This window comes from Dryocola mayonis (genome assembly GCF_051307045.1).
Classification (GTDB): Bacteria; Pseudomonadota; Gammaproteobacteria; order Enterobacterales; family Enterobacteriaceae; genus Dryocola.
The window spans coordinates 529523-552436 of record NZ_CP150452.1 but is presented as its reverse complement, the minus strand read 5'-3'; the positions used below and the strand labels follow the sequence as shown (position 1 = coordinate 552436).

The 22914-nt window shown below is 58.1% G+C and carries 19 protein-coding genes and 3 pseudogenes; 5 read left to right on the top strand and 17 right to left on the bottom strand.

Annotated elements, in window-relative coordinates; translation table 11 throughout:
- Positions 1-35 precede the first annotated feature (35 nt).
- A complete protein-coding gene (nepI, locus tag WLO32_RS02690; protein ID WP_435947097.1) occupies positions 36-1220 on the top strand; it encodes a purine ribonucleoside efflux pump NepI in 1185 nt (394 codons plus the stop codon).
- Positions 1221-1312: 92 nt separating this feature from the next.
- Here the strand turns inward: nepI and tauD are convergent, their stop codons facing one another.
- The 4 genes and pseudogenes from tauD to tauA form a co-directional block, all read right to left on the bottom strand.
- Entirely contained in the window at positions 1313-2161 is an 849-nt protein-coding gene (tauD, locus tag WLO32_RS02685; RefSeq protein WP_435947096.1) for a taurine dioxygenase, read from the bottom strand.
- A complete protein-coding gene (gene tauC / locus WLO32_RS02680) occupies positions 2158-2985 on the bottom strand; it encodes a taurine ABC transporter permease TauC (RefSeq protein ID WP_435947095.1) in 828 nt (275 codons plus the stop codon). The genes tauD and tauC overlap by 4 nt, the downstream gene beginning before the upstream one ends.
- Entirely contained in the window at positions 2982-3749 is a 768-nt protein-coding gene (gene tauB / locus WLO32_RS02675) for a taurine ABC transporter ATP-binding subunit (RefSeq protein ID WP_435947094.1), read from the bottom strand. Before tauB ends, tauC begins: the two co-directional genes overlap by 4 nt.
- Before the next feature lie 11 nt (positions 3750-3760).
- Positions 3761-4736 (bottom strand): annotated as a pseudogene (gene tauA, locus WLO32_RS02670) (taurine ABC transporter substrate-binding protein).
- A gap of 255 nt (positions 4737-4991) precedes the next feature.
- On the opposite strand from tauA, the gene WLO32_RS02665 reads away from it, so the two are divergent.
- Positions 4992-5888, top strand: a complete 897-nt coding sequence (locus tag WLO32_RS02665; RefSeq protein ID WP_435947093.1) for a LysR family transcriptional regulator — start codon at positions 4992-4994, stop codon at positions 5886-5888.
- On the opposite strand, the gene WLO32_RS02660 is transcribed toward WLO32_RS02665, so the two are convergent.
- From WLO32_RS02660 to WLO32_RS02650, 3 genes are all read right to left on the bottom strand, one after another.
- Positions 5866-6657 carry a substrate-binding domain-containing protein gene (locus tag WLO32_RS02660; RefSeq protein ID WP_435947092.1) on the bottom strand — a complete coding sequence of 264 codons (792 nt, stop codon included), beginning with the start codon at positions 6655-6657 and terminating at the stop codon, positions 5866-5868. The two genes, WLO32_RS02665 and WLO32_RS02660, sit on opposite strands and share 23 nt — an antisense overlap.
- 10 nt (positions 6658-6667) lie before the next feature.
- On the bottom strand, positions 6668-7975 hold the full coding sequence (locus WLO32_RS02655; protein ID WP_435947091.1) for an MFS transporter: 1308 nt from the start codon (positions 7973-7975) through the stop codon (positions 6668-6670).
- Positions 7976-8315: 340 nt separating this feature from the next.
- Positions 8316-8624, bottom strand: coding sequence for a LysR substrate-binding domain-containing protein (locus tag WLO32_RS02650; RefSeq protein WP_435948230.1), 309 nt, complete (start codon positions 8622-8624; stop codon positions 8316-8318).
- Here WLO32_RS02650 and WLO32_RS02645 point away from each other — a divergent pair.
- Together WLO32_RS02645 and WLO32_RS02640 are read left to right on the top strand one after the other, a co-directional pair.
- Positions 8623-9129: an EamA family transporter gene (locus tag WLO32_RS02645; protein WP_435948229.1), complete on the top strand. Its 507-nt coding sequence runs from the start codon at positions 8623-8625 to the stop codon at positions 9127-9129. The genes WLO32_RS02650 and WLO32_RS02645 overlap by 2 nt on opposite strands.
- Before the next feature lie 62 nt (positions 9130-9191).
- Entirely contained in the window at positions 9192-9545 is a 354-nt protein-coding gene (locus WLO32_RS02640) for a DUF1294 domain-containing protein (protein WP_435947090.1), read from the top strand.
- A 45-nt stretch (positions 9546-9590) separates the two neighbouring features.
- Here WLO32_RS02640 and WLO32_RS02635 read toward each other — a convergent pair whose 3' ends face one another.
- The 7 genes and pseudogenes from WLO32_RS02635 to uxuA all read right to left on the bottom strand — a co-directional run bounded on the left by WLO32_RS02635 (position 9591) and on the right by uxuA (position 16443).
- The gene (locus tag WLO32_RS02635) at positions 9591-10064 is read right to left on the bottom strand and encodes a VOC family protein (RefSeq protein ID WP_435947089.1); all 474 of its coding nucleotides are present in this window, start codon (positions 10062-10064) and stop codon (positions 9591-9593) included.
- 168 nt (positions 10065-10232) lie between these two features.
- Positions 10233-10655, bottom strand: coding sequence for a hypothetical protein (locus WLO32_RS02630; RefSeq protein ID WP_435947088.1), 423 nt, complete (start codon positions 10653-10655; stop codon positions 10233-10235).
- Positions 10642-11073: a hypothetical protein gene (locus tag WLO32_RS02625; protein WP_435947087.1), complete on the bottom strand. Its 432-nt coding sequence runs from the start codon at positions 11071-11073 to the stop codon at positions 10642-10644. Before WLO32_RS02625 ends, WLO32_RS02630 begins: the two co-directional genes overlap by 14 nt.
- A gap of 191 nt (positions 11074-11264) precedes the next feature.
- Positions 11265-12030: pseudogene (uxuR, locus tag WLO32_RS02620) on the bottom strand (Uxu operon transcriptional regulator).
- Between the two features lie 222 nt (positions 12031-12252).
- Positions 12253-13665, bottom strand: a complete 1413-nt coding sequence (gene uxaC / locus WLO32_RS02615) for a glucuronate isomerase (RefSeq protein ID WP_435947086.1) — start codon at positions 13663-13665, stop codon at positions 12253-12255.
- Between the two features lie 11 nt (positions 13666-13676).
- Complete coding sequence (locus WLO32_RS02610) at positions 13677-15149, bottom strand: fructuronate reductase (protein WP_435947085.1); 1473 nt, start codon at positions 15147-15149, stop codon at positions 13677-13679.
- Positions 15150-15258: 109 nt separating this feature from the next.
- Positions 15259-16443 (bottom strand): mannonate dehydratase, encoded by a 1185-nt coding sequence (gene uxuA / locus WLO32_RS02605; RefSeq protein ID WP_435947084.1) that lies wholly within the window; start codon positions 16441-16443, stop codon positions 15259-15261.
- A gap of 405 nt (positions 16444-16848) precedes the next feature.
- On the opposite strand from uxuA, the pseudogene WLO32_RS02600 reads away from it, so the two are divergent.
- A pseudogene (locus tag WLO32_RS02600) lies at positions 16849-18154 on the top strand (MFS transporter).
- A 45-nt stretch (positions 18155-18199) separates the two neighbouring features.
- Here WLO32_RS02600 and uidC read toward each other — a convergent pair.
- From uidC to uidA, 3 genes are read right to left on the bottom strand one after another with little or no spacing between them, the layout of a single operon-like run.
- On the bottom strand, positions 18200-19465 hold the full coding sequence (gene uidC, locus WLO32_RS02595; protein ID WP_435947083.1) for a glucuronide uptake porin UidC: 1266 nt from the start codon (positions 19463-19465) through the stop codon (positions 18200-18202).
- A 37-nt stretch (positions 19466-19502) separates the two neighbouring features.
- Positions 19503-20876, bottom strand: a complete 1374-nt coding sequence (uidB, locus tag WLO32_RS02590) for a glucuronide transporter (protein ID WP_435947082.1) — start codon at positions 20874-20876, stop codon at positions 19503-19505.
- Positions 20873-22684, bottom strand: coding sequence for a beta-glucuronidase (gene uidA / locus WLO32_RS02585; RefSeq protein WP_435947081.1), 1812 nt, complete (start codon positions 22682-22684; stop codon positions 20873-20875). The genes uidB and uidA overlap by 4 nt, the downstream gene beginning before the upstream one ends.
- Between the last annotated feature and the right edge of the window lie 230 nt (positions 22685-22914).

The window sequence follows — 22914 nt, the reverse complement described above, 5'->3', positions numbered from 1 at the left end:
TGCGGCTTTATGACAAAAAGTATCCGGTGACGAAATTGAGTGAGCATGTTGAAGAAGTAAGCCAGCCGGGAGCGGTGTCGCGCCCTAACTGGTCGGCGGTTTTCGCCGTAGCGTTTTGCGTCGCCTGCCTGATTACCGTGGAATTCCTGCCGGTAAGCCTGCTGACGCCGATGGCGCAGGAGCTGGGTATTTCAGAAGGCGTGGCCGGGCAATCGGTCACCGTGACGGCGTTTGTCGCCATGTTCTCCAGCCTGTTTATCACCACCGTCATCCGTTCCGCCGACAGGCGCTACGTCGTTTTTCTGTTCGCCGTGCTGCTCACCCTCTCCTGCCTGCTGGTTTCCTTTGCGCAAAACTTTACGCTGCTGCTGGCAGGGCGCGCCTGCCTGGGGCTGGCGCTGGGCGGCTTCTGGGCGATGTCGGCCTCGCTGACCATGCGCCTTGTACCCGTAAGAACGGTGCCGAAAGCGCTGTCGGTTATCTTCGGCGCCGTCTCCATCGCGCTGGTTATCGCCGCCCCGCTGGGCAGTTTCCTGGGCGGAATTATCGGCTGGCGCAACGTGTTTAACGGCGCGGCGCTGATGGGCGTGGTCTGCATTATTTGGGTCTGGAAAGCGCTGCCGCCGCTGCCGGGAGAATCCACCCGGCATAAGCAAAATATGTTCGGGCTGCTTAAGCGCCCCGGCGTGCTGGCGGGCATGGCGGCTATTTTTATGGCCTTCGCCGGGCAGTTTGCCTTCTTTACCTATATTCGTCCGGTGTATATGACCCTTGCGGGCTTCGACGTCGACGGCCTGACGCTGGTGCTGCTGAGTTTCGGTATCGCAAGCTTTGTGGGCACCTCCCTTTCGGCGGTGTTTCTTAAGCGTTCGCTGAAGCTCGCGCTGGCCGTGGCGCCTATGGTGCTGGCGCTGAGCGCGCTGGTTCTGGTGCTGTGGGGAACGGACAAGATCGTGGCGTCGGCCATCGCCATTATCTGGGGCTTTGCCTTCGCGCTGATACCGGTCGGCTGGTCAACGTGGATCACCCGCTCGCTTGCGGATCAGGCTGAAAAAGCGGGATCTATTCAGGTGGCGGTCATTCAGCTCGCCAACACCTGCGGCGCCGCGGTCGGCGGCTACGCGCTGGATAACCTGGGCCTGCTCTCGCCGCTGGTGCTTTCAGGAAGCTTAATGCTGCTGACAGCGGCTTTGGTGGCTGTGAAGGTGCGGGTTAAATAACGCTATCCCCCGGCGGTTGGCACTTCGTTTATCCGCCCTACAAAAACAGTAGGGTGGATTAGCGCCAGCGCCATCCACCAGCCTTACTCCAATCATCCCCGGTAAAAAGGCTTATCGCCTAATATCGTCGCGCGGTGCATAACACGCCGCGCGGGAAGGTAATCGGCGTTCGCGTAATGCTGCGTGACGCGGTTATCCCAGATGGCGATGTCGTTTTGCCGCCAGCGCCAGCGCACCTGGAACTCCGGTTTGGTGATATGCGCGAACAGGAAAGCCAGCAGCGCGTCGCTCTCTTTCTGGGAAAGATCGACGATGCGCGTGGTGAAGCCTTCGTTAACAAACAGCGCCTGCTTGCCGCTCACCGGATGGGTGCGGATAACCGGATGCGTAAGCGGCGGATTTTTGGCGACGGCCTCGCGCCAGCGCGCATGCTCCGCCTCGGTGCGGGTATGCTTGTATTCCGGGAAAGACTTCCTGAAATCATGCTCCGCCTTAAGGCCGGAAAGCAGGCGCTTAAACGGCTCGGACAGCGCCTCGTATGCGGCAATGCCGCTGGTCCACAGCGTGTCGCCGCCCGTTTCCGGCAGCAGCTTCGCGGCGAGGATCGCCCCGGCGGGCGGCGTTTCAATAAAGGTCACGTCGGTGTGCCAGTTGTCGTTATCCGGCGGGTTATCGTTGTGGGTATCCAGCAGGATAATTTCTTCCACGCCTTCCGCATGCGGGTAAACCGGATGAATGTGCAAATCGCCGAAGCGCAGCGCCAGCCCGCGCTGCTGCGCCGGGGTAATCGGCCGATCGCGGAAGAACAGCACCTGATGGCGGATCAGCGCGTGATAAATTTGCTCGAACTGGTTGTCGCTCAGCCCGCGCGTTAAGTCCACGCCGCTGACCAGCCCGCCGATGTATGGCCCCAGCGGCACAATATTCACTTTTTCACTCATTGCCCTTCTCCATGCCATGGGGTTAAACGACGCTGCAACGCGCGCAGACCCAGCTCTAAACAAAATGCGATAACGGCAATCACGCCGATGCCGGCCAGCACCACGTCGGTTGCCAGAAACTCACCGGCGGACTGCACCATAAACCCCAGCCCGCGGGTGGCGGCGATAAGCTCGGCGGCCACTAAAGTTGACCAGCCCACGCCCAGCCCGATGCGGAACCCGGTCAGTATCTCGGGCAATGCGCCCGGCAAAATCACGTGCCATACCACCTGCGCTCGCGAGGCTCCCAGAGCACGGGCGGCGCGAACACGAACCTGCTGAGCGCTGCGCACGCCGGCCATGGTCGACATCGCGACAGGCGCGAAAATCGCCAGATAAATCAGCAGGATTTTCGAGGTTTCGCCGATGCCGAACCAGATGACCATCAGCGGTAAATAGGCCAGCGGCGGCACCGGGCGATACAGCTCGATCAGCGGATCGAGGATGCCGCGCACCGTCGGGCTTAGGCCCATCGCGATGCCAACCGGAATGCCAATCAGCACCGCGGCCGCCAGCGCGGTAAGGATGCGCAGCAGGCTGGCCGCAAGATGCTGCCAGAGCGTCGCATCCATAAAGCCCTGGGGACCTGCGATACTGATAAGCTTGCTTAACACCTGCCCCGGCGGCGGCAGAAACAGCGGGCTTATCCACTGTTCGGCGGCCACCCACCACCACAGCACAACGATGGTGGTCAGCGTAACGAGGCTTAACGTAATCTGGCGCGAGAACGGCCAGCGCAGGGCGAGGCGCCTGCGACGCGGTTTATCTGGGATCGCGATGCTCACAGGAAGCCCTCCCGCTGTTCAAAGACACGGCTCAGCACGTACTCGCGCTTCGCGATAAATTCAGGATCGGATTTGATGCTGCGGCAGGATTCGCCTGCGGCAAAGCGGCGGCCGAAATCGAGCGGCAGACGCTCCAGCACGCGCCCCGGCCCTGCGGAAAGCAGCACCAGCTCGGTGGCGAGGAAGACCGCCTCTTCGATGTCATGGGTGATAAGCAGCACCTGGCGGCGGCTCTCATGCCACAGCTTTAACAGCAGGGTCTGCATCTGTTCGCGGGTAAAGGCGTCCAGCGCGCCAAAAGGCTCGTCGAGCAGCAAAAGCTGCGGCTGGGTGGCAAGAGCGCGGGCGATGCCCACCCGCTGCCGCTGGCCGCCGGAGAGCTGCCAGATGGCGCGCTCCGCCTTGTCCTCAAGGCCGACCTTGCGCAGCATATCGCGCGCGATCTGCTCTCGTTGCGGCTTCGGCTGCCCGGCAAGCTGCAGGCCGAAGGCGACGTTGTCCAGCACCGTTCGCCACGGCAGCAGCCCTTCGTTCTGGAAGACCACGCCGCGCTCGGCGCCCGGCCCGGTTACCTGCTTGCCCTGCAAGGTGATGCTGCCGGTGTGGTAAGGAACAAAGCCAGCTATCAGGTTTAACAGCGTCGTTTTTCCGCAGCCGGACGGGCCGAGCACCACCAGCAGCTCCCCTTCATCCACCGTCAGGCTGATGTCGTTGAGGACGGTTTTACCGGCATAGTCTGCACTGAGTCCTGAAACCTGTAACATGGCCTGCCCCCTTACTGCGCCAGCGTTTTCACGAAGCGGTCGGTGACGAACTGGCTGTAGTCCGTTTCCACCGCCGGGACTTTGCCCTGCGACTTCAGGAACTGCGCGGTGTCGACGATCGCTTTATTGACCGGGCCGCTAAGCTGCTCGGTCTGCTGCCCCGGCGTGAGATAGGTATTGCCCTTCACCAGCGCCGGCACGTCGCTTTCCGGAACGCCGCTCAGACGGGAAAGCTTGCTGAGGTTATCCGGCTGCTTAAGCCAGGCATCCGGGTTATCGATATAGCCTTTTTGCGCGGCGAGAGCACTTTTGGCGAAGGCCGCCACCACGTCAGGATGCTGCCGGGCAAAGTCTTTGCGCACGACCCAGACGTCAAGCGTCGGCGCGCCCCATTTGCCCACCTGCGCGGAATCGGTCAGCACGGTGCCATCTTTCTCCAGCTCGTTTACCGCGGGCGCCCAGACATAGGCGCCGTCGATATCGCCACGCTGCCAGGCGGCGATAATCGCCGGAGGCTGAAGATTAAGGATCTGCACCTGGCCGGGCTTGATGCCCCAGTGTTTCAGCGCCGCCAGCAGGCTGTAGTGGGTGGTGGAGATGAAAGGAACGGCGATGCGTTTACCGATCAGATCCTTTGGATCGGTGATGCCTTTTTTCACCACCAGCGCCTCGGAGTTGCCGAGCTGGGACGCCAGCAGGAACACTTCAATCGGCACCTTCTGGCTGGCGGCCCACCGCCAGCGGGCTGGAGCCGATATTGCCGATCTGCACGTCGCCGGAGGCCAGGGCGCGCACTACGCTCGCCCCGCTGTCGAACTTGCGCCATTCCACTTTGGCGCCGCTGTCTTTAGCAAAGGTGTTGTCGGCCTGCGCCACTTTCGCAGGCTCCGCGGAGGTTTGATACGCCACGGTAACGTCTACCGCGAACGCCGGTGCGGCAATAAAGGCCAGCGCTGCCAGCCAAAGAGAATGTCGTGATGCTGCCATGGTGTCTGCTCCTGTCTCGATGATGTGAGCAGTATTTCCAACGGCGGCGATGACATAAAAGAATTAAAAATTATCGCTAATGCTTTTATGTCCTTAGATAAGATTTTGCTTTGGATAGCCGGAAAACGGGAAAGACGCAAAAAGAGAAAACGCCCCTGTCGACGCCGCTCTGAGGCACAGGCTTGTGCTTAAAGCTTTTCCGCCGCCCCGCGCCTTGTTAATATTTTGTTGTGTAATAGTTAAACCGAGGCGCGAATGTTGCCCAATTTTGATTTGCAGGATTTATACGCGTTTATCGCGCTGTGCGAGCACGGCAGCTTTCGCTACGCGGCTGAGGCAATCTGTATCTCGCAGTCCGCGCTAAGCCGCCGTATCGAAAAGCTTGAATCCTCCCTTGGCGTGCGGCTTTTTGACAGAACGACCCGCAGCGTAACGCTGACGCAGACCGGAAGAACCTTTGCTCCCCGCGCCCGGCATCTGCTAAGCGACTTTGAGGACGCCCTTAACGGCATCAGCGAGCGTGCGGCCTTCGGCAGCGGCATGGTGACCGTCGCCTGCGTGCCTTCCGCCGCCTATTACTTTATGCCCAGGGTCATTGCGCGCTTCAGAACGCAGTTTAAAAAAATCCGCATCCGGCTTATCGATACCAGCGCCGGGAATGTGTATACCGCCGTACATAACAAACAGGCCGATTTCGGCTTAAGCTTTCTCTCCAGCGGCGAGGCGGACCTGACGTTTCTGCCTTTAGCCGATGAAACCTACCAGGTGATTTGCCCCCCTGCTCACCCCTTCGCACAGCGCGACAGCCTGACGTGGCAGGCGTTTTTTAACGCCGACTATATCTGGCTGAATAAATCTTCCGGCAACCGCCACCTGCTCGATCGGGCGCTGGGCGAGATTGCCAGGCGCCGTGCCCCGGTGTGCGAAACGCAGCACGTCACCACCATGATGGGCATGGTCGAAGCGGGGCTGGGGATTGCGGCGGTGCCCTCCATGGCCCTTCCTGACAGCGGGCATCCTTTGCTGGTGCAAAAACCGCTCACGGAGCCCGTGGTTAAAAGGCAGGTGGGGCTGATCAAAAGGGCGGGAACGGCGCTGTCCCCCGTGGCGGCCGAGCTGGAAAAAACGATTATCGGGCTATTCCGCCCGTAGCAGGCAGCGGGTCCAGCCCCGTCTGGCGCACCACCGTTTGCGCTTCAGGCGACGCCAGATAGCGAAGCAGACGTCGGGCCTGCTGCTGGTGAGGCGCTCCGGCCACTACCGCGCCGGCAAAGCGGGTAACGTACTGCACGGATTCAGGAATACGGCCGATAAATTTAGCGCCTTTCACCGGCAGCAGCTCGCTCACCTGCTGAAAACCAATCTCCTCGTCGCCCTTCGCCACCACGGACGCGACGGGGATCTTTTCTATCATCCTCGTCTTATCCCTGACCTGCGCGGCAATGCCCAGCCGGTTAAAAAGCTCAGCCTGCACATAGCGTCCGCTGGCGCTGTCGGAATAGGCAATGGACTTCGCTTTTAGCAAAACGGCTTTCAGGTTATCGATATTGCTGATATCCGGGGCGGCGGAACCTTCGCGTACCACGGCGCCGATGCGGGAATCCGCAAGCTCGGTACGGCTGCCTTGCGCAATCTTTCTTTGCTTATCCAGGTCGTCCAGCGCGTAGCCGACCATGATAACCACATCCGCCGGCTGGCCTGCCGATAAACGGTTAGGGATAGCCTCCGGCGAGTTGCCCATCGACGGCCCGTGAACGATATGCACGGTATCGCCCGTTGCGGCCTGATACTGCGGCGCAAGCTTATCCAGCGCCGCTGAAAATCCGCCGGAAATCATAACCGTAATGTCTTCCGCCCCCGCCGTGGCGCAGAAAGTTATCGCCAACAGAAAAGCGGCGGCCCGGAGCTTAAGCTGTTTCATTTGTTGTTCCTTAGCTAAATGATTTACGGGTATGCCAGCTGCGATCGGATGCCTGGTGATAAAGCCAGAGCGTGGCAAGCAGCGCGCAGACGGCGGCGAAGCTCATCCAGTACCCCGGCGCCGCTTTGTCGCCGGTATACTGAATCAGCGCGGTAGATACCGCCGGCGTAAAGCCGCCAAACAGCGCCGTTGCCAGACTGTAGGCCAGAGAGAACCCCGCCACGCGAACCTCTGCGGGCATGATTTCCGCAAGCGCGGGGATCATCGCGCCGTTATAAAGACCATACATAAATGACAGCCACAGCAGCACGGCCAGCATCATGCCGAAGCCGGGCGCGTTAGCCAGCAGGGTGAGCGCGGGCCAGGTGGTGAAGATCGCCAGCAGCGTCATGGCAATCAGCACCGGCTTGCGCCCGAGGCGATCGGAAATGGCCCCGCCGATGGGCAGCCAGATAAAATTCGAAATAGCGACCAGCAGCGTCACCAGCAGGCTGTCTGAGGAACTCAGCATCAGGACTTTTTTACCGAAGGTCGGCGCATACACGGTGATCAGGTAAAAGGCGGTCGTGGTCATCGCCACCATCAGCATGCCGGCAATCACCACGCGCCAGTTATTAAGCAACGTTTTCAGCGCCTGGCCTATTTCGAGATGGCTGGCCCGCTTTGCAAACTCTTCGGTTTCATCCAGATGGCGGCGCAGCATGAAGATAAACGGCACGATCAGGCAGCCGATAAGGAAAGGAATGCGCCATCCCCAGGCGTGCAGGGTGCTTTCGTCCATCAGCAGATTAAGGGCGTAGCCGAGCGAGGCGGCCACCATAATGGAGACCTGCTGGCTGCCGGACTGCCAGCTGGTATAAAACCCCTTGTGGCCGGGCGTGGCGATTTCAGAAAGATAGACGGAGACGCCGCCCAGCTCCGCGCCCGCCGAAAAGCCCTGCAACAAACGGCCGCACAGAACAAGCAGCGGCGCCCATAATCCAATGGTGTCGTAGCCGGGCACCAGCACGATTAAAAACGTGCCCAGCGCCATAATGGACAGGGTGACGATCAGCCCTTTGCGCCGCCCGACTTTATCTATCCACGCGCCGAGGACGACCGCGCCAATGGGGCGCATCAAAAATCCGGCCCCAAAGACGGCAAAGGTCATCATCAGCGAGGCGAATTCGTTTTCAGCCGGGAAGAACACGTGGGCAATGTAGGTGGCATAGAAACCGAACAGGAAGAAATCAAACTGCTCAAGAAAGTTTCCTGAGGTGACCCGCAGGATAGCCATTGCCCTGGAGCGAAAGGTCGGTGTGTCGGCAGCAAAAGGCATATCGCCCTCCATAATTAACAATAATTTTTAGTTTTATTAACCTTTAATCAACCATGAGAGTGCGATATTTACGCCGCCTGGATAAGTGCATTTCCCGCATGTATTGATGCGGCAGACGCATCAATTTAATGACAAGCGGGAGCTAACGCGGCCCTGCCAAGGCCCACGGCAGGAATTCATCCTTACGGAGCGAGGCTTATTACGTGAGGTTCGCCACATTTAGCGGCTGGAGGCGTGGCTGATAAAGACCAAAACGGGCCGCAGGAGCATTGCCGTTTTGCGACGGGCTGTCTGCGGCAAGCGCCCGGCTCCGGTAGCCCGACGGCGCCTTAAATACTTTTTAGTTTTCAGCGCCCAGGCGGGCTACGAGGTAATCGATAACGCTGCGCAATTTTGCCGACGGGCGGCTATCCTGCGGATAAATGAGGTACATGGGGGTAGGTTTATATGACCATTCGGGTAATACAGCCACCAGCCGACCCTGCGCGATATCATCCCTGAGTACGGATTCAGGCTGCAGCACAATGCCGCAGCCATGCAGCGCCGCGATCCTCAGCGCATTGCCCTGGTTTGACATAAAACGCCCTTTAACCGCGGCCTTAAAAATCTCACCGTTCGGCCCCAGCAATTCCCAGCGGTCCTGATGAATCCAGTATGAGATCCCAAGGCAGCTAAAGTGGCTTAGCTGGTCCGGATGCGCCGGCGCACCGTGCTGGGTTATTTACACGGTAGGCGCTTCGTATTTTCCTCACTGGTCCCCTTTAAAATATACTACGCTTACGACCGCCCTCGGGATGACAAGCATACTGTTGCTGAACGCACTTATTTACGCCTGCGGTTGGGTCCCTGTCCCCTCAGCCTCTGATTTACTTTTCGTTAGCCCGCAGATTATTTACACATCCATTATCGCCAGCTTTATTGGCATCCTTTGCTGGAACGCAGGCAATAAAATCCTGACGCCGCTCAATGGCGTATTATTTATGGATATTGTTCCCATTACCGCTTTTTCAATTTCAGCGATGGCAGGCGTAGAGCCTGGCTATTCAGAAATTGCCGGAGCATGTATCACCGGCTCGGCGCTTATACTCAACAACCTGTATTTACGTTATCGCACTTCTGCAAGAAAAGTTATTCCGGCGCAAGAGGCGAAGTAAATACATGTTAATTTTAAAATATCGGGTATAATTGCGCCTCTCTTCCGACTGTAACTAACTATATGAATTTAAACCGCTTCTGTTATTTGCTTTTGGTATTAGCGGCTATCGGCTGCGCATTTCTGCCCCGCCCGTTTGCGATGTGGCTAATGTCTGTGAACCTGCTCACGGCGGGGATTTATGGACTGGATAAGCTGGCGGCCCGTAAAGCCTGGCGGCGAATACCGGAACTCACCTTGCTGGTATTTGGTTTTGTGGGCGGCTGGCCCGGCGCCATTGTCGGTCAGCAAGTATTTCGCCATAAAACGCAAAAGCAGCCGTTCAGAACTTACTTCGCCATCAGCGTGGTGCTGAATCTGGCGGTTGTGCTGGCGGCGGCGTATGGGCTGCCTCACCACGCGTGGCCTGCATTGTAGAGGGGATACGCGCCGGCGCCATCCACCGTCCTGCCTTTCGGATCATCAGCCGCGTATCGCCGCATCGATTGCGGCAACGTCAATTTTCTTCATCGACATCATCGCCTCAAACGCGCGCCTGGCGGTGTCGCCGCCCGTTGCCAGGGCTGCGGTCAGTATGCGCGGAGTGATTTGCCAGCTCACACCCCATTTATCTTTGCACCAGCCGCATTCGCTTTCCTGGCCGCCGTTGCCGACGATAGCGTTCCAGTAGCGGTCCGTTTCTTGCTGATCGTCGGTGGCTATCTGAAAGGAAAAGGCCTCGCTGTGTTTGAAATGCGGCCCGCCGTTGAGGCCGATACAGGGCACGCCCGCCACCACAAACTCAACAACGATTGTGTCGCCGGCTTTGCCGTCCGGATAGTCGCCGGGCGCAGGAATAACGGCGCCGACGCTGCTGTCCGGAAAGGTTGCGGCGTAGAAACGAGCGGCGTCTTCCGCATCATGATCGTACCAGATACAGACAGTGTTCTTAGCCATAAGAGGGCCTGCTTATCGTGTTTTGCCAGCAATAAGTATGGTTCGGATCTGGTTCATGCGGGCGTAAAAGCCGCGATCTGTGGCCTGTATCGCTTAACTGACGGGAACTTCCTGCCGGGGCGGGAAGGTGAAACTCACGAGGCAGTCGCAGAACTACCGGCTTTGTTATTAAAATTTATAAACAACCTGTACGGCTACGCCCTTTTCGCTTTTTAAGGCTCTTACCATTACGGTTTCTGCCGGGTCCGTGCCTTGCCAGCACACATTATCAATATTGCAGGTGCCCTGCCGTTGGTAGCCCATTGACGTCAGATAACCGTCAATCTTACTTGTCTCCTCGATCCCATAGAATTTCACCGCATATACCTGCGCTGCCGGCCCCGTGATATTCGCAAAATCGAAGTCATAACGATTGGAAATGCGCGGCATATTTTTCAGGATATCGGGAGTATAAAAATTATATTCCCGCTTATCCTGCTCGGTATAGCTTGCGCTGCCGGCAAACTCCATTTCGATATAAGGCCAGGCGCAGATAAGCACGGCTGCAAGCAGTACGCCGGTGGCAATGAGCTTATTGTTACAGGAAATCATAAACAACCTGCACAATCACCGTTTTCTCCCCGGTCAATATTCCGACATAAACGGTTTCCCGGGGATCTGTGCCCCGCCAGCATGTCGAATTTAAATTGCATTCGGCCTGCTTTTCGTAGCCGCTGGAAGTCAGCCAGGCCGCGATTTTACTCGTATCATCGGTGCCATAAAACTTCACGGCGTTCACATGTTTTGCCGGCCCCGTGATATTCGCAAAATCGAAGTCATAACGTTTGGAAATACGCGGCATATTTTTCAGGATATCGGGAGTATAAAAATTATATTCCCGCTTATCCTGCTCGGTATAGCTTGCGCTGCCGGCAAACTCCATTTCGATATAAGGCCAGGCGCAGATAAACACGGCTGCAAGCACAACAAACACCGCCACGGCGCTGAGGGCTTTAGCTGATTTACGCATAGGGCAGCGTCCCTTTTGCTTTCTCATGAATTCATCCTTGATTTCTCTTCCTGTTCAGAAGGTGAAACTTAACATATAAACCGGGCATTACATGTCCGATTTATTTAAATTTCACAACGGCATATAACCGCCCGGCCACAGAGAAAAGCCGTAAAAAAGGCCATCCGCGGATGACCTTTTTTAATGGAATATCAGGCTTCGTGTAGTGGCCAGGACTCGAACAGGTAGCCGTCGAAGTTAATATCATCCACGTCGGAAAGCTCCAGCAGCCGCAGCTTAACGTTTTCAAGGTGCTGCCACATCGCCAGTTTCGCCGCGCGGGCATCTTTTTTGATCAGCGCGGCGAGGATCTGCTTATGGTCGACGAGCCACTCTTTGCGGTACTGGGTATCTTTCAGATGGCGGTGCAGCTGGATCCACATTGGGTTGTTGACGCGCCACTCCCAGGATTGCTTAAACAGCTCCACCAGCATGCTGTTATGGGTCGCTTCGGCAATGGCCAGGTGAAACTGCATATCGCCGACTTCGTGATCGTCGGAAACCAGATCCTGCTCCTGAATCTGCAGCGCGCGGCGCATTTTAATGATGTCGTCGCGGGTGGCCCTGCAACGCGGCAAATTCAGCGATATTGCTTTCCAGCAGCTGACGGGCCTGCAGGAGTTCAAAAGGCCCGGCATCGTTGCACTGGCTGACGCCGTTCTCTTCGCTTTGCTCTTCATCATTGCCGGGAATGCGCACCACATAAATGCCGGCGCCTCTGCGCACTTCTACGATGCCTTCGATTTCCAGCATAATCAGCGCTTCGCGCACCACGGTTCTGCTGACGTCCAGCATATCGGCGATTTCACGCTCCGGCGGAAGACGCGCGCCCATGGCGTATTTTTTATCAACGATCATCGAGCGCAGCATCATGCCCACTTCCTGGTAGGGGCGCTGCTGGGATGTGGCCTGTTTCATGGTGATTTTGATTTCACTTTTCTGGATTAGCTCCGCCATACCGGAGGCAATCCAAACTATACCATAAGAGAGGCGAAAGTGATTAGCTCTCAGGCTAAGCGAAAGCAGACCGATGCAATTAAGTCTTTAATTTAGCTTGTTTTTTTCAAGCGAAGCAGCGACAGAACGGCTGTTTACCCCTTCTGTCGCCGCGCAGGCCCAGGCGTGAAATCCCGGTAAAACTTATTTTGTCGTGAAGTAACGCTGGGCGTTATTAAAGCAGATATCCTGCACCATACGGCTCAGCATCGCCTCGTCATCCGGGATCTCCCCGTCCTGCGCCCACTGGCCGATCAGGTTGCAGAGAATACGTCGGAAATACTCGTGGCGCGTATAAGAGAGGAAGCTGCGGGAGTCGGTCAGCATACCGACAAACTGGCTTAGCAGGCCCATCTGCGAGAGCTGTTCCAGCTGGCGCAGCATGCCGTCTTTCTGATCGTTGAACCACCAGCCGGAGCCGAACTGCACCTTGCCGGCAACATTCGGCCCCTGGAAGTTGCCGATCATCGTCGCCAGCACTTCGTTATCCCCCGGATTCAGGCAGTAGAGGATCGTTTTCGGCAGCTCGTCGGTAATATCCATGCTGTCGAGCAGGCGGGAGAGCGCCCAGCTGATTTTATTGTCGCCGATGGAGTCAAAGCCGCTGTCCGGCCCCAGCAGGCGGAACATACGGGTATTATTGTTGCGGATCGCGCCGATGTGCAGCTGCATCACCCAGCCGCGCGCCGCGTACTGACGGCCCAGCCAGACCAGCACGGCGGTGGAGAACTGGGCGATTTCAGGCTCGCTCAGCGCCTCTCCCCGCAGGCGTTTGCCAAGGATGGCGTCGAGCCGCGCGTCGTCAGGCACCGGCGCAAAGCGCAGCGTTTCAATGCCGTGATCGGCGGCGCGGCAGCCGCAGGCGGCAAAGTGATCCAGGCGACGGCCGAGCGCCTGGCGCAGGTCGTCAAAGCGGGTAATGCTTATATCCGCCGCCGCTTCCAGCTTGGCCAGGTAATCAACAAAGCCGTCCAGCTCTATTTTAAAAGCTTTATCCGGACGCCAGCTCGGCGCGACTTCTATGTCGATGCTGTCATCGGCGGCAATCTGACGGTGGTATTCCAGAGAATCAACCGGATCGTCAGTCGTGCCCACCATGCGCACGTTCATCTGGCGCATGATGCCGCGGGCGGAGAACTCAGGCGTAGCCAGTTTTTCATTGCACTGTTTCCAGATGCCGTCGGCGGTATGCGGGCCGAACAGCGTGCCGGTGATGCCGAACGGGCGGCGCAGCTCAAGGTGCGTCCAGTGGTAAAGCGGGTTGCCCAGGGTTTTCGGCACCGTGTTTGCCCACGCCATATACTTCTCATAGTCGCTGGCGTCTTTGCCGGTAATCAGCGACTCTTCCACGCCCGCGCTGCGCAGCGCCCGCCACTTATAGTGATCGCCTTCCAGCCAGATCTGCCCCAGGTTATCGAAACGGCGGTCTTCCGCTATCTCCTTTGGGTTCAGATGGCAGTGGAAATCATAAATCGGCATATCCGCCGCGTACCTGTGGTACAGCGTGCGGGCGATGTCGTTTTTCAGCAAAAAATCTTCCGTCATAAATGCCGTCATTGCTCTTCTCCTTAATCGTTCAGCGCCGCAACCGCCGCACGCGCGCCGTGCTGCAACAACTGCTGATAAGCCTCGGTCACGGCCTGTACGAACTCGCTGTTGCCCGGCAGGTCGCTGCCAAAGATGGATTCAATCGCCAGCAGGGCGCGCACGCGCTCTTCCGGTTTCTGATACTGCTGATGGATGGCCTGGTAATGCGCGGCCAGCGGGTCAACCACATCAATGGCGTTCCCCTGTTCATCCACGCCGCTTACGTAGCGCATCCAGCCCGCCACGCCCAGCGCCAGGTGGCGATAATCATTGCCCTGCTGCAGATGCAGGCGAACCGGATCCAGCAGGCGCTGCGGCAGTTTCTGGCTACCGTCCATCGCGATCTGCCAGGTGCGGTGCTTGAGCGACGGATTGGTGAAGCGCGCGATCAACAGGTTGGCGTACCCTTCCAGATCGGTGCCTTCCGGCATTGAGAGCGTCGGCGCCTGCTCTTTGAGCATCAGCGCGAGCGCCGCTTTGCGGCAGGCGGCATTGGTCATGGTATCCGCGATGGTGTCATAGCCGCCGAGATAGCCCAGATAAGCCAGGAAAGAGTGGCTGCCGTTGAGCATACGTAGCTTCATCATCTCAAAAGGCACCACGTCCGCCACAAACCGGGCGCCGACCTTATCCCAGGCCGCGCGGCCGTTGACGAAGTTATCTTCAATCACCCACTGGCGGAACGGCTCGCAGGCGATAGCGCAGGGGTCATAGACGCCCAACTGCCCGGCCACCAGCCGCAGCGTTTCTTCCGTCGCCGCCGGGACAATGCGGTCGACCATGGTGCACGGGAAGGTGACATTTTCAGCGATCCATGCGGCCAGCCCGGCGTCGCGCGCCTTCGCCAGCCCGAGTACGGCGGCTTTCGCCACGTGGCCGTTTTCGCGCACGTTATCGCAGGAAAGCACGGTAAAGGCTTTCAGACCCTGCGCACGGCGCATGCTCAGCGCCTCGACGATATAGCCGACAGCCGATTTTGGCTGCTGCGGCTGGGCAAGATCGTTTTTAATCAGCGGATTGTTTAAATCCAGCTCGCCGCTGGCGGCATCGGTGCAATAGCCTTTTTCGGTCACGGTGAGCGAGACAATGGCGGTTTCCGGGCGCGCCATCGCCTTCAGGATGCCTTCGTGGCCGTCGAATTCCGGGTGCAGCGCTTCCGTCATGGAACCGATGATTTTCAGCTCGGTGCTTTCCGCGCCGCGCTCTGCGACGGTATACAGCAGATTTTGCGCTTTCAGGTTCTCAATCAGGCGCGCGTCGTTGCCCGGCATCAGGTTAACTTCGCAGATGCCCCAGTCGCTGTCGCTTTCCTCCAGCAGATGGTGGGTAAAGAGCGCCTGGTGCGCGCGGTGAAACGCGCCGCAGCCCAGATGAACAATACGGGATACCAGACGCGATCCGTCCCGCTGCGGGCGGGCGACGGATACCTTGCCGGTGGCGATATTCTGTTGCATTGCAAACTCCTGTCGTGCGACGTCTTCGCCCGCAGGTTGTGGGGCGAGAATGCGGCTGTGACCTTGAATAAGGGAAACCGCATGGCGCGCTGCGCCATGCGGAGGATGGTTATTTGCTGAAGAAAGCGCGCTGGATAGCCAGCTCGACGCCGCGAACTTCCGCCAGGCCTTTGAGTCGACCAATCGCCGAGTAGCCGGGGTTGGTTTTCTTTTTCAGATCGTCCAGCATCTGGTGGCCGTGATCCGGGCGCATCGGGATAGGATCTTCGTTGCCTTCCGCTTTGCGGCGGTGCTCTTCTTCAGCGATGGCTTTCACCACTTCATACATGTCCACATCGCCGTACAGATGCGCGGCTTCGTGGAACGTTTTTGGGTTTTCTTCACGCAGCGTGGAGCGCAGATGGGTGAAGTAAATACGTGGGCCGAACTTTTTGATCATATCAACCAGATCGTTGTCCTCACGCACGCCGTAGGAGCCGGTGCACATGGTGAAGCCGTTCGCCATGCTGCTCACGGTGTCCACCATCCACTGCATATCTTCAACGGTAGAGACGATGCGCGGCAGGCCGAGGATAGGACGCGGCGGATCGTCCGGATGAACCGCCATACGTAAGCCGACCTGTTCCGCCACCGGAATAATGCTCTGCAGGAACCAGGCGAAATTGTCGCGCAGTTTCGCTTTGTCGATATCTTTGTAGGTCGCCAGATGGCTGCGGAACTGCTCCAGGGTGTAGCCCTCTTCCGCGCCCGGCAGGCCGGCGATGATATTGCGGGTCAGGCGCTCTTTGTCTGCGTCGCTCATCGTGGCGAACCGCTCGTTCGCCTGCTCGATCTCTTCCGCCGTGTAATCGGCTTCCGCCCCCTGGCGCCGCAGAATATGTAGTTCAAAAGCGGCGAACTCAATCTGGTCGAAGCGCAGGGCTTTTGAGCCGTCCGGCAGCACGTATTCAAGGTCGGTGCGGGTCCAGTCCAGCACCGGCATGAAGTTATAGCAAACGGTGTAGATGCCGCACTGCGCCAGGTTGCGCAGGGTCTGCTGGTAGTTTTTGATCCACAGACTGTACTGCCCGGTATGGGTTTTGATGTCCTCGTGGATCGGCACGCTTTCCACTACCGACCACACCAGGCCCGCCTCTTCAATAATGGCTTTGCGTTTCAGGATCTCTTCAACCGGCCAGACTTCACCGTTGGGAATCTGATGTAAAGCCGTCACCACGCCGGTTGCGCCAGCCTGGCGTACGTCTGACAGCGTTACCGGATCGTTAGGACCGTACCAGCGCCAGGTTTGTTTCATCTGCTATTTCCTCTTCTTTCGATGGCATCGTTGTGGTTGACCAATCGCTGTCGACCTGCCGGAGCGTTCACCGTACAACGGAGTAATACGCATTAAGTTCGGCCAGAACGGCGTCGATGTCAACCATGATATGCAAATTGGTTAACCACATCACAAAGAGCGTCATATCTGGTCATCCAATTTTATTTATTTGATCTGCGTCAAATTTTAGCGTGCAAAAAAAACACAAGATGCACCCACACGTGGTTTCACGCACTCGGCTTAACGGCATTGCAGCCACGGTCACGGCGCGGTTACGGCTACGCTTTTCTGATATTCAGCATGTGGTCAACCAATTCACATGATTTCCGTTTTCCCCGCCGGCAGCGGCTGGCGTGAAGGCAGTATTCTTAACGAGGCTTTATCATGAAGTTAACGAAATTAAGATGGTGGATTATCGGTCTGGTCTGCCTGGGGACCATTGTGAACTACCTGTCCCGCAGTTCGCTCAGCGTCGCGGCGCCGGCGATGATGAAAGAGCTCAATTTTGATGAACAGCAGTACTCCTGGGTGGTGAGCGCCTTCCAGCTTTGCTACACCATCGCGCAGCCGCTTACCGGCTATCTGATGGATGTCATCGGGCTGAAGATCGGCTTCTTTATCTTCGCCTTGCTCTGGTCGGTGATTAATATGGCGCACGCGCTGGCAGGCGGCTGGATAAGCCTTGCGTTCCTGCGCGGCCTGATGGGCCCTGACCGAAGCGTCCGCCATTCCTGCAGGCATTAAGGCGAGCGCCGAATGGTTCCCGACCAAAGAGCGCGGCATCGCGGGCGGGCTGTTTAACATCGGCACTTCTATTGGCGCCATGCTGGCGCCGCCGCTGGTGGTCTGGGCGATGCTGACCTTCGCGGATAGCGGCATCGGCACCGAAATGGCGTTTGTCATTACCGGCGCCATCGGCGTGCTGTTCGCCATCACCTGGTTCCTGATCTATAACTCGCCGAACAAGCATCCGTGGATCACCCATAAAGAGCTGCGCTACATCGAAGACGGCCAGGAAAGCTATCTGCAGGACGATAACAAAAAGCCGGCCGTGAAAGAGATCCTTAAGCAGCGTAACTTCTGGGCGCTGGCGATCACCCGCTTCCTGGCCGACCCGGCGTGGGGCACCCTGAGCTTCTGGATGCCGCTGTACCTGATTAACGTCATGCATCTGCCGCTAAAAGAAATCGCCATGTTCGCCTGGCTGCCGTTCCTCGCGGCGGACTTTGGCTGCGTTGCGGGCGGCTTCCTGGCGAAGTTCTTTATGGACAAGATGAAGATGACCACCATCAACGCGCGCCGCACCAGCTTTACCATCGGCGCCGTCCTGATGATCTCTATCGGCTTCGTCAGCATCACCACCAACCCGTATATCGCCATCGCGCTGATGAGCATCGGCGGTTTCGCTCACCAGACGCTTTCTACGGTGGTTATTACCATGTGCGCCGACCTGTTTAAGAAAAACGAGGTGGCGACGGTCGCGGGCATGGCGGGCTCTGCGGCATGGATGGGGCAGCTGAGCTTCAACCTGTTTATGGGCGCGCTTGTCGCGGTGATCGGCTACGGCCCGTTCTTCGTGGCGCTTAGCATGTTCGATATCATCGGCGCCATTATTCTGTGGACGCTGATTAAGGATCCGGCGAAGCACAACCCGCAGCCTGCGGCGCGGACGTTAGCTTCCCAGAGCTAACCGCCGCCCGACTTGAACGGCCACCCTGCGGTGGCCGTTTGCGTTTCACTTAAGCAGGAAATCATACTGAACGCTCATTTTTACATCCCAGTAGTTGAGCCGATCGCCCAGCGGGCTGCCGTCGCGCTTTTCCCTGCCCTTATCGGCGGCGAGGAAAAGGTTCATTCCCCGTAGCGGCCCTTCTTCCACCTTATAGTTAACCGCGCCTAGCATCCCCAGCCCCTCGATCTGCACGTCGCGCTGGCTGGACTCATAGCCGCGGGTGACGACGGGCGCAAGCGTCATGGTCAGCTGCGGCGTGAGGCGATAGTTCACCCCCGCCTGCCAGGACTGCATCCCTTCCCGGTTACGATCGAGGCTCAGGGAGAAGGGATAACCGATGTCGGTATCCACAACCGCGCCGCTGACGGCGTGCCGCAAATAGCCCCCGCTTGCGAACAGCCCGCCCCACGGCGTGCTCCAGGTCAGCTGGCCGCTGGCCAGCCCGGTTTCGTCAGGCTGGGAAGACGAGCGGCTTAGCCCTTCCAGCTTTGCGTAAAACCCCAGCAGCTCGCCTTTCAGGGCGTAATCCTTCGCCAGCGGAATACGCTTTTCGAAAATGCTTTGCGCCTGGGTCGAGACGTCGTCCTGCACCGAGCCGCCAACGGAATAACGGCTGTTTTCATCGTGCCAGCTGGCGGCTAAAAACGTGCGCGGCCGGTGCCTGTCGTATTTACCCGTCCTGGCGTTGTAGACGCCTTCATCGCGCACGCCGGTGGCGGAGTCGGTCCACTGAAACACGCGTGTGCGCCACATGGTCCAGAGTTCCACATTCGGCGTCAGCGCCACCTGGCCCAGCGCCCCTTCCGAGACCGTGGGCAAGGTGCGCTGCGAGCTGCCCGCAATCAGCGGGATGCGCCAGGGCAGGCTGCCGTAGCTGTAATCCGTGCCGAAACGGCCGAGCTTTAAGCGAATATATTCCAGCGGCTTCAGTTTTATCGCCCCGAGCGCATAGCCAAAGCTTTCATGCCCGTCTAAATACCAGCGCGTGCTCATATCATTGCGCGCGCCAAGCTTATAGACATAATACGCGCCGCCTTCAACGCCAATAAACTGTGAATAATATTCGCTGTTAAAATCAACCAGCCCGCCCTGCACCCAGGCGTAAATATCCCTGCCCGCGCCGGCGCTCGGTTTATCGGCTCTGCGTAATTCATTTTTCAGCCTGAAACGCAATGCGGAGTCGTCGTCGGTCATCGGTATGGCCCAGGCGCCGGGGCAAGCCGCGGCCACGGCCAGCGAAACAGCCGCTATCTTCGCGCTATTTTTCATCGTTTAACCTGTATATTTTAATTATTTTGTGGGGAGGCTATTTATTGAAATCTTTAATTAACTGCTGCTGTGATATTTTTCGTTTATCTATTTCCTGAATAATGTCCTTAAATTTTTTATCGGTAAGGGGATAAAACCAGAGAATAATAAATGCCAGCAGCATAAATCCGCATGGCACCAGCGAAATGGACATGCGGATCCCCATAATCACCTCGGGCACCTGCGCCTGATTAGCAATGTAGCCGCTGAGCCCCAGAATAAACGCCGGGATGGAGCCGCCAATCGCCTGGCCGCATTTGCGGGTAAAAGAGAATAAAGAGTACGTTAAGCCTTCGATACGAACGCCGGTGAGATACTCGCCGTACTCGACGGTATCCGCCTCCAGCGCCCACATCACCGTCATCGTGATCCCCTGCCCCACGGACGCAATGGCAAGCGCGGCCAGGGCTACCGGCACCGAATAGATCGACATAAAAAAGAACAGCAGATAGCCGCAGCTTCCCAGGATCGCCCCGAGCAGAAAGGTGTTCTTTTTGCCCATGCGCTTCACCATGCCGGGCACCAGCGGGGCCGATGCCACGGTGCCGATCAGCATCTGGACGAGCACCATAACGGAAAAGAGCCCGGTATCGTTCAGCACATAGCGAACATAGAAAAGCGACGACGCGCTGACGGAGAAAGTGGAGATCAGCACGCAGAGCGCGCCTGCGCACAGCATGAGCAGCGGCCGGTTTCGTTTTAGCGTCTGCAGGCTAATCTTCAGCGAAGGCTGGGCCACAATGCGCACCACGTTTTCGCTGGTCGATTTAAAGCAGAGGAAATACAGCGCCATGCCGGTAACGGCCAGCACGATGGTCCAGAAATGGTATACCGACGCCATCTCGCCGGGACCGGCGCGGGTGATGTTCGGCCCGATCAGAAAGGCCAGACATACAAAAGTCAGGGAGCCCGCAATGCCCCGCGCGGCCCCCAGACGCGCGCGCGACTGGGGTTGCTGGGTCATGGCCGTCGCCAGCGACCCGTAGGGAATATTGACGATGCTGTAGCACAGCCCCAGCCCCATGTAGGTGAGGTAAGCGTAAATGACCTTGCCGCTGTGGCTCCACTCCGTGGGAACGCAGAACACCAGCACGCTAAACACCATTAACGGGGCGGAGCCGAACAGCAGGAAAGGCCGGAATTTTCCCCAGCGGGTGTTGACGCTGTCGACGATGCGCCCCGCCGCCACGTCGGCGAAGGCGTCAAATACGCGCACCAGCAGCAGCATGGTGCCGGCGGCGGCGGCGCCGACGCCCGCGACGTCGGTGTAATAGCTCAGCAGGAACAGCGCCCCCATCGCGAAGGCGAAGTTATTGGCGACGTCACCCAGGCTGTAGCCCACGATGCTGCGCCAGGAGAGTTGTTGACTCATTCTTTCTCTCCCTGGCGTGGTTTCTCGCCAAAGCTCATGCCGGTCCAGCGTTTTTGCAGCAGGAAGGCCGCCGATTTTGGCTTTCTGTCGCGGGTGAAAATCCCTTTCCGGTTGCCGCCGACGCGCATAATGCCCTGCGAAGTGGCGAAGTCGGCGAAGTTCCACACCTGCTCGCCGACCACCGCGCCGACGCGGTCAAACACGCGATGGTACATATCAAGCCAGGCGCACTGGTACTCTTCGCTCCACATATCACCGTACATGGAATGCAGCCCCACGAGGGTGTCGACGCCGTATTCGGTGATGATAATCGGCCGGTGAAGCTTCTCCTGCCAGGCCCGCAGCTCTTTCTCCAGCACCTTCTCCGCCTTGTCCAGATCGCCGCTTTGCACATACCAGCCGTAGTAGCGGTTCAGGCAAACGACGTCGAAGAGATCGGTAATGGTGTCGCTTTCCACATCGCAGAACATCACGTTCACGCAGGTTATCGGCCGGGTGGGATCGAGCTCGCGCGTCGCCTGCGCCAGCGGAGCGAAGTATTCCCGCGCGCCCTGCGGACGGGTATCCGGCTCGTTGGCGATGCTCCACATCACCACGCTTGGGTGGTTCTTATCCCGGGCGATCAGCTCCCTGATGGCCTGCAGGTGCGCCTGCCGCGTTTCATCGTTTACCGCCTCATCGCCGTAGAGCTCTTTTGGCCTTTCGCCGGCGTCGAAGCCGATGCCCAAAGAGAGGTTAAAGCCGACGGCGGCCGTTTCATCGATGATGACGATGCCGTGTTCATCCGCCCAGTCGAGCATCTCTTCGGCATACGGATAGTGGGAGGTGCGGTAGGAGTTCGCCCCGATCCAGTCCATCAGCGCGTGGTCGTGCACCATCAGCACGTTGTCGAAGCCTTTACCGCGCAGATCGGCGTCCTCATGGCGGCCAAAGCCGGTGAAATAGAACGGCTTGTGGTTGATCAGGAACTGCTCGCCCTTCACTTCCACCGAACGGATGCCGATGCGCAGCGGATATTCATCCTGCTCTTCCTGATGCTGCGCGATGACCCGCAGCTCATAAAGATAGCCCTCGCCGGGTTGCCATAGCTGCGGCGCCTGCAACAGCAGCTCGCCTTCGGTTCCCTGCCCCGAAGCGACAAGCTGCTGCTCCGCATCGCGCAGCTCCACCCGCACCTCGCCGCCCGCGCGGGCCTGCCAGGCGACGCTGGCCTGAGCGAGATCTTCGGCGACACGGGTCACAACGGTAATGTCTTCAACAAAGGTTTGCGGCGTGGTGTAGAGCATGACGCTGCGGTGAATACCGGCGTAGTTAAAGAAATCGTGAAAATACGACTGCTCCTTTCTGCCGTCTTCGCGGCGCGACACGATGCCCGGCGGGATCGTCTGCCAGCTGAGTTCGTTATTCACGCACACCGTGATGCGCACGCGCTCCCCGGCGGCGGCAAAGCGGCTGATATCCGCTTCAAACGGCGTGTAGCCGCCCTGATGTTCCATCACGAAGCGGTCGTTGACCCAGACTTTGCCGTAGTGGGTCACCGCGTCGAAGCGCAGGACGATACGCTGGCCGTTCCAGCCCTGCGGGATGCGCACCTCCCGCTGATACCAGACGTTGCCGACGTAGTTGCGGATTTCCGCATCGGCGAACTGATCGTTAAAGCTGCCCGGTACGGCAATGGCGCGGCTTAAGGATAACGGCTGACGCCACCACTGCTGCACGTGGCCGCAGCCGTCGGCATCCATGCAAAACGACCACAGGCCGTCCAGCTTTTTGATTTCCCGGCTCGCGGTTTCGACAGGACGTAACATTTTATGACTCCTTGCAAGGGTGAAAGGCTATTGGTCAACCAGAAAGCGCGAACAAGTTAACCAGTTATCTGATGGGAAATAGTTAGCACGGAGCGATCGGCAGGGAGAACGAAGAAAAAAGAGATCTGAAAGGCAGGTCAAAGATCCAGTGATTGCGCAGAAAATTTTGTGCCTTCGATCGCATAAACGGCTTTATCCGCGTTGACTTATGCTAAAAAATAGTCAACCGA

Excerpts from the sequence above, each read along its gene's own strand:
- tauD (WP_435947096.1), bottom strand. The coding sequence starts at position 2,161 with ATGAGTGAAAAAGTGAATATTGTGCCGCTGGGGCCATACATCGGCGGG.
- tauB (WP_435947094.1), bottom strand. The coding sequence starts at position 3,749 with ATGTTACAGGTTTCAGGACTCAGTGCAGACTATGCCGGTAAAACCGTC.
- WLO32_RS02665 (WP_435947093.1), top strand. The coding sequence starts at position 4,992 with ATGTTGCCCAATTTTGATTTGCAGGATTTATACGCGTTTATCGCGCTG.
- WLO32_RS02660 (WP_435947092.1), bottom strand. The coding sequence starts at position 6,657 with ATGAAACAGCTTAAGCTCCGGGCCGCCGCTTTTCTGTTGGCGATAACT.
- WLO32_RS02655 (WP_435947091.1), bottom strand. The coding sequence starts at position 7,975 with ATGCCTTTTGCTGCCGACACACCGACCTTTCGCTCCAGGGCAATGGCT.
- WLO32_RS02640 (WP_435947090.1), top strand. The coding sequence starts at position 9,192 with ATGAATTTAAACCGCTTCTGTTATTTGCTTTTGGTATTAGCGGCTATC.
- WLO32_RS02635 (WP_435947089.1), bottom strand. The coding sequence starts at position 10,064 with ATGGCTAAGAACACTGTCTGTATCTGGTACGATCATGATGCGGAAGAC.
- WLO32_RS02630 (WP_435947088.1), bottom strand. The coding sequence starts at position 10,655 with ATGATTTCCTGTAACAATAAGCTCATTGCCACCGGCGTACTGCTTGCA.
- WLO32_RS02625 (WP_435947087.1), bottom strand. The coding sequence starts at position 11,073 with ATGCGTAAATCAGCTAAAGCCCTCAGCGCCGTGGCGGTGTTTGTTGTG.
- uxaC (WP_435947086.1), bottom strand. The coding sequence starts at position 13,665 with ATGACGGCATTTATGACGGAAGATTTTTTGCTGAAAAACGACATCGCC.
- WLO32_RS02610 (WP_435947085.1), bottom strand. The coding sequence starts at position 15,149 with ATGCAACAGAATATCGCCACCGGCAAGGTATCCGTCGCCCGCCCGCAG.
- uxuA (WP_435947084.1), bottom strand. The coding sequence starts at position 16,443 with ATGAAACAAACCTGGCGCTGGTACGGTCCTAACGATCCGGTAACGCTG.
- uidC (WP_435947083.1), bottom strand. The coding sequence starts at position 19,465 with ATGAAAAATAGCGCGAAGATAGCGGCTGTTTCGCTGGCCGTGGCCGCG.
- uidB (WP_435947082.1), bottom strand. The coding sequence starts at position 20,876 with ATGAGTCAACAACTCTCCTGGCGCAGCATCGTGGGCTACAGCCTGGGT.
- uidA (WP_435947081.1), bottom strand. The coding sequence starts at position 22,684 with ATGTTACGTCCTGTCGAAACCGCGAGCCGGGAAATCAAAAAGCTGGAC.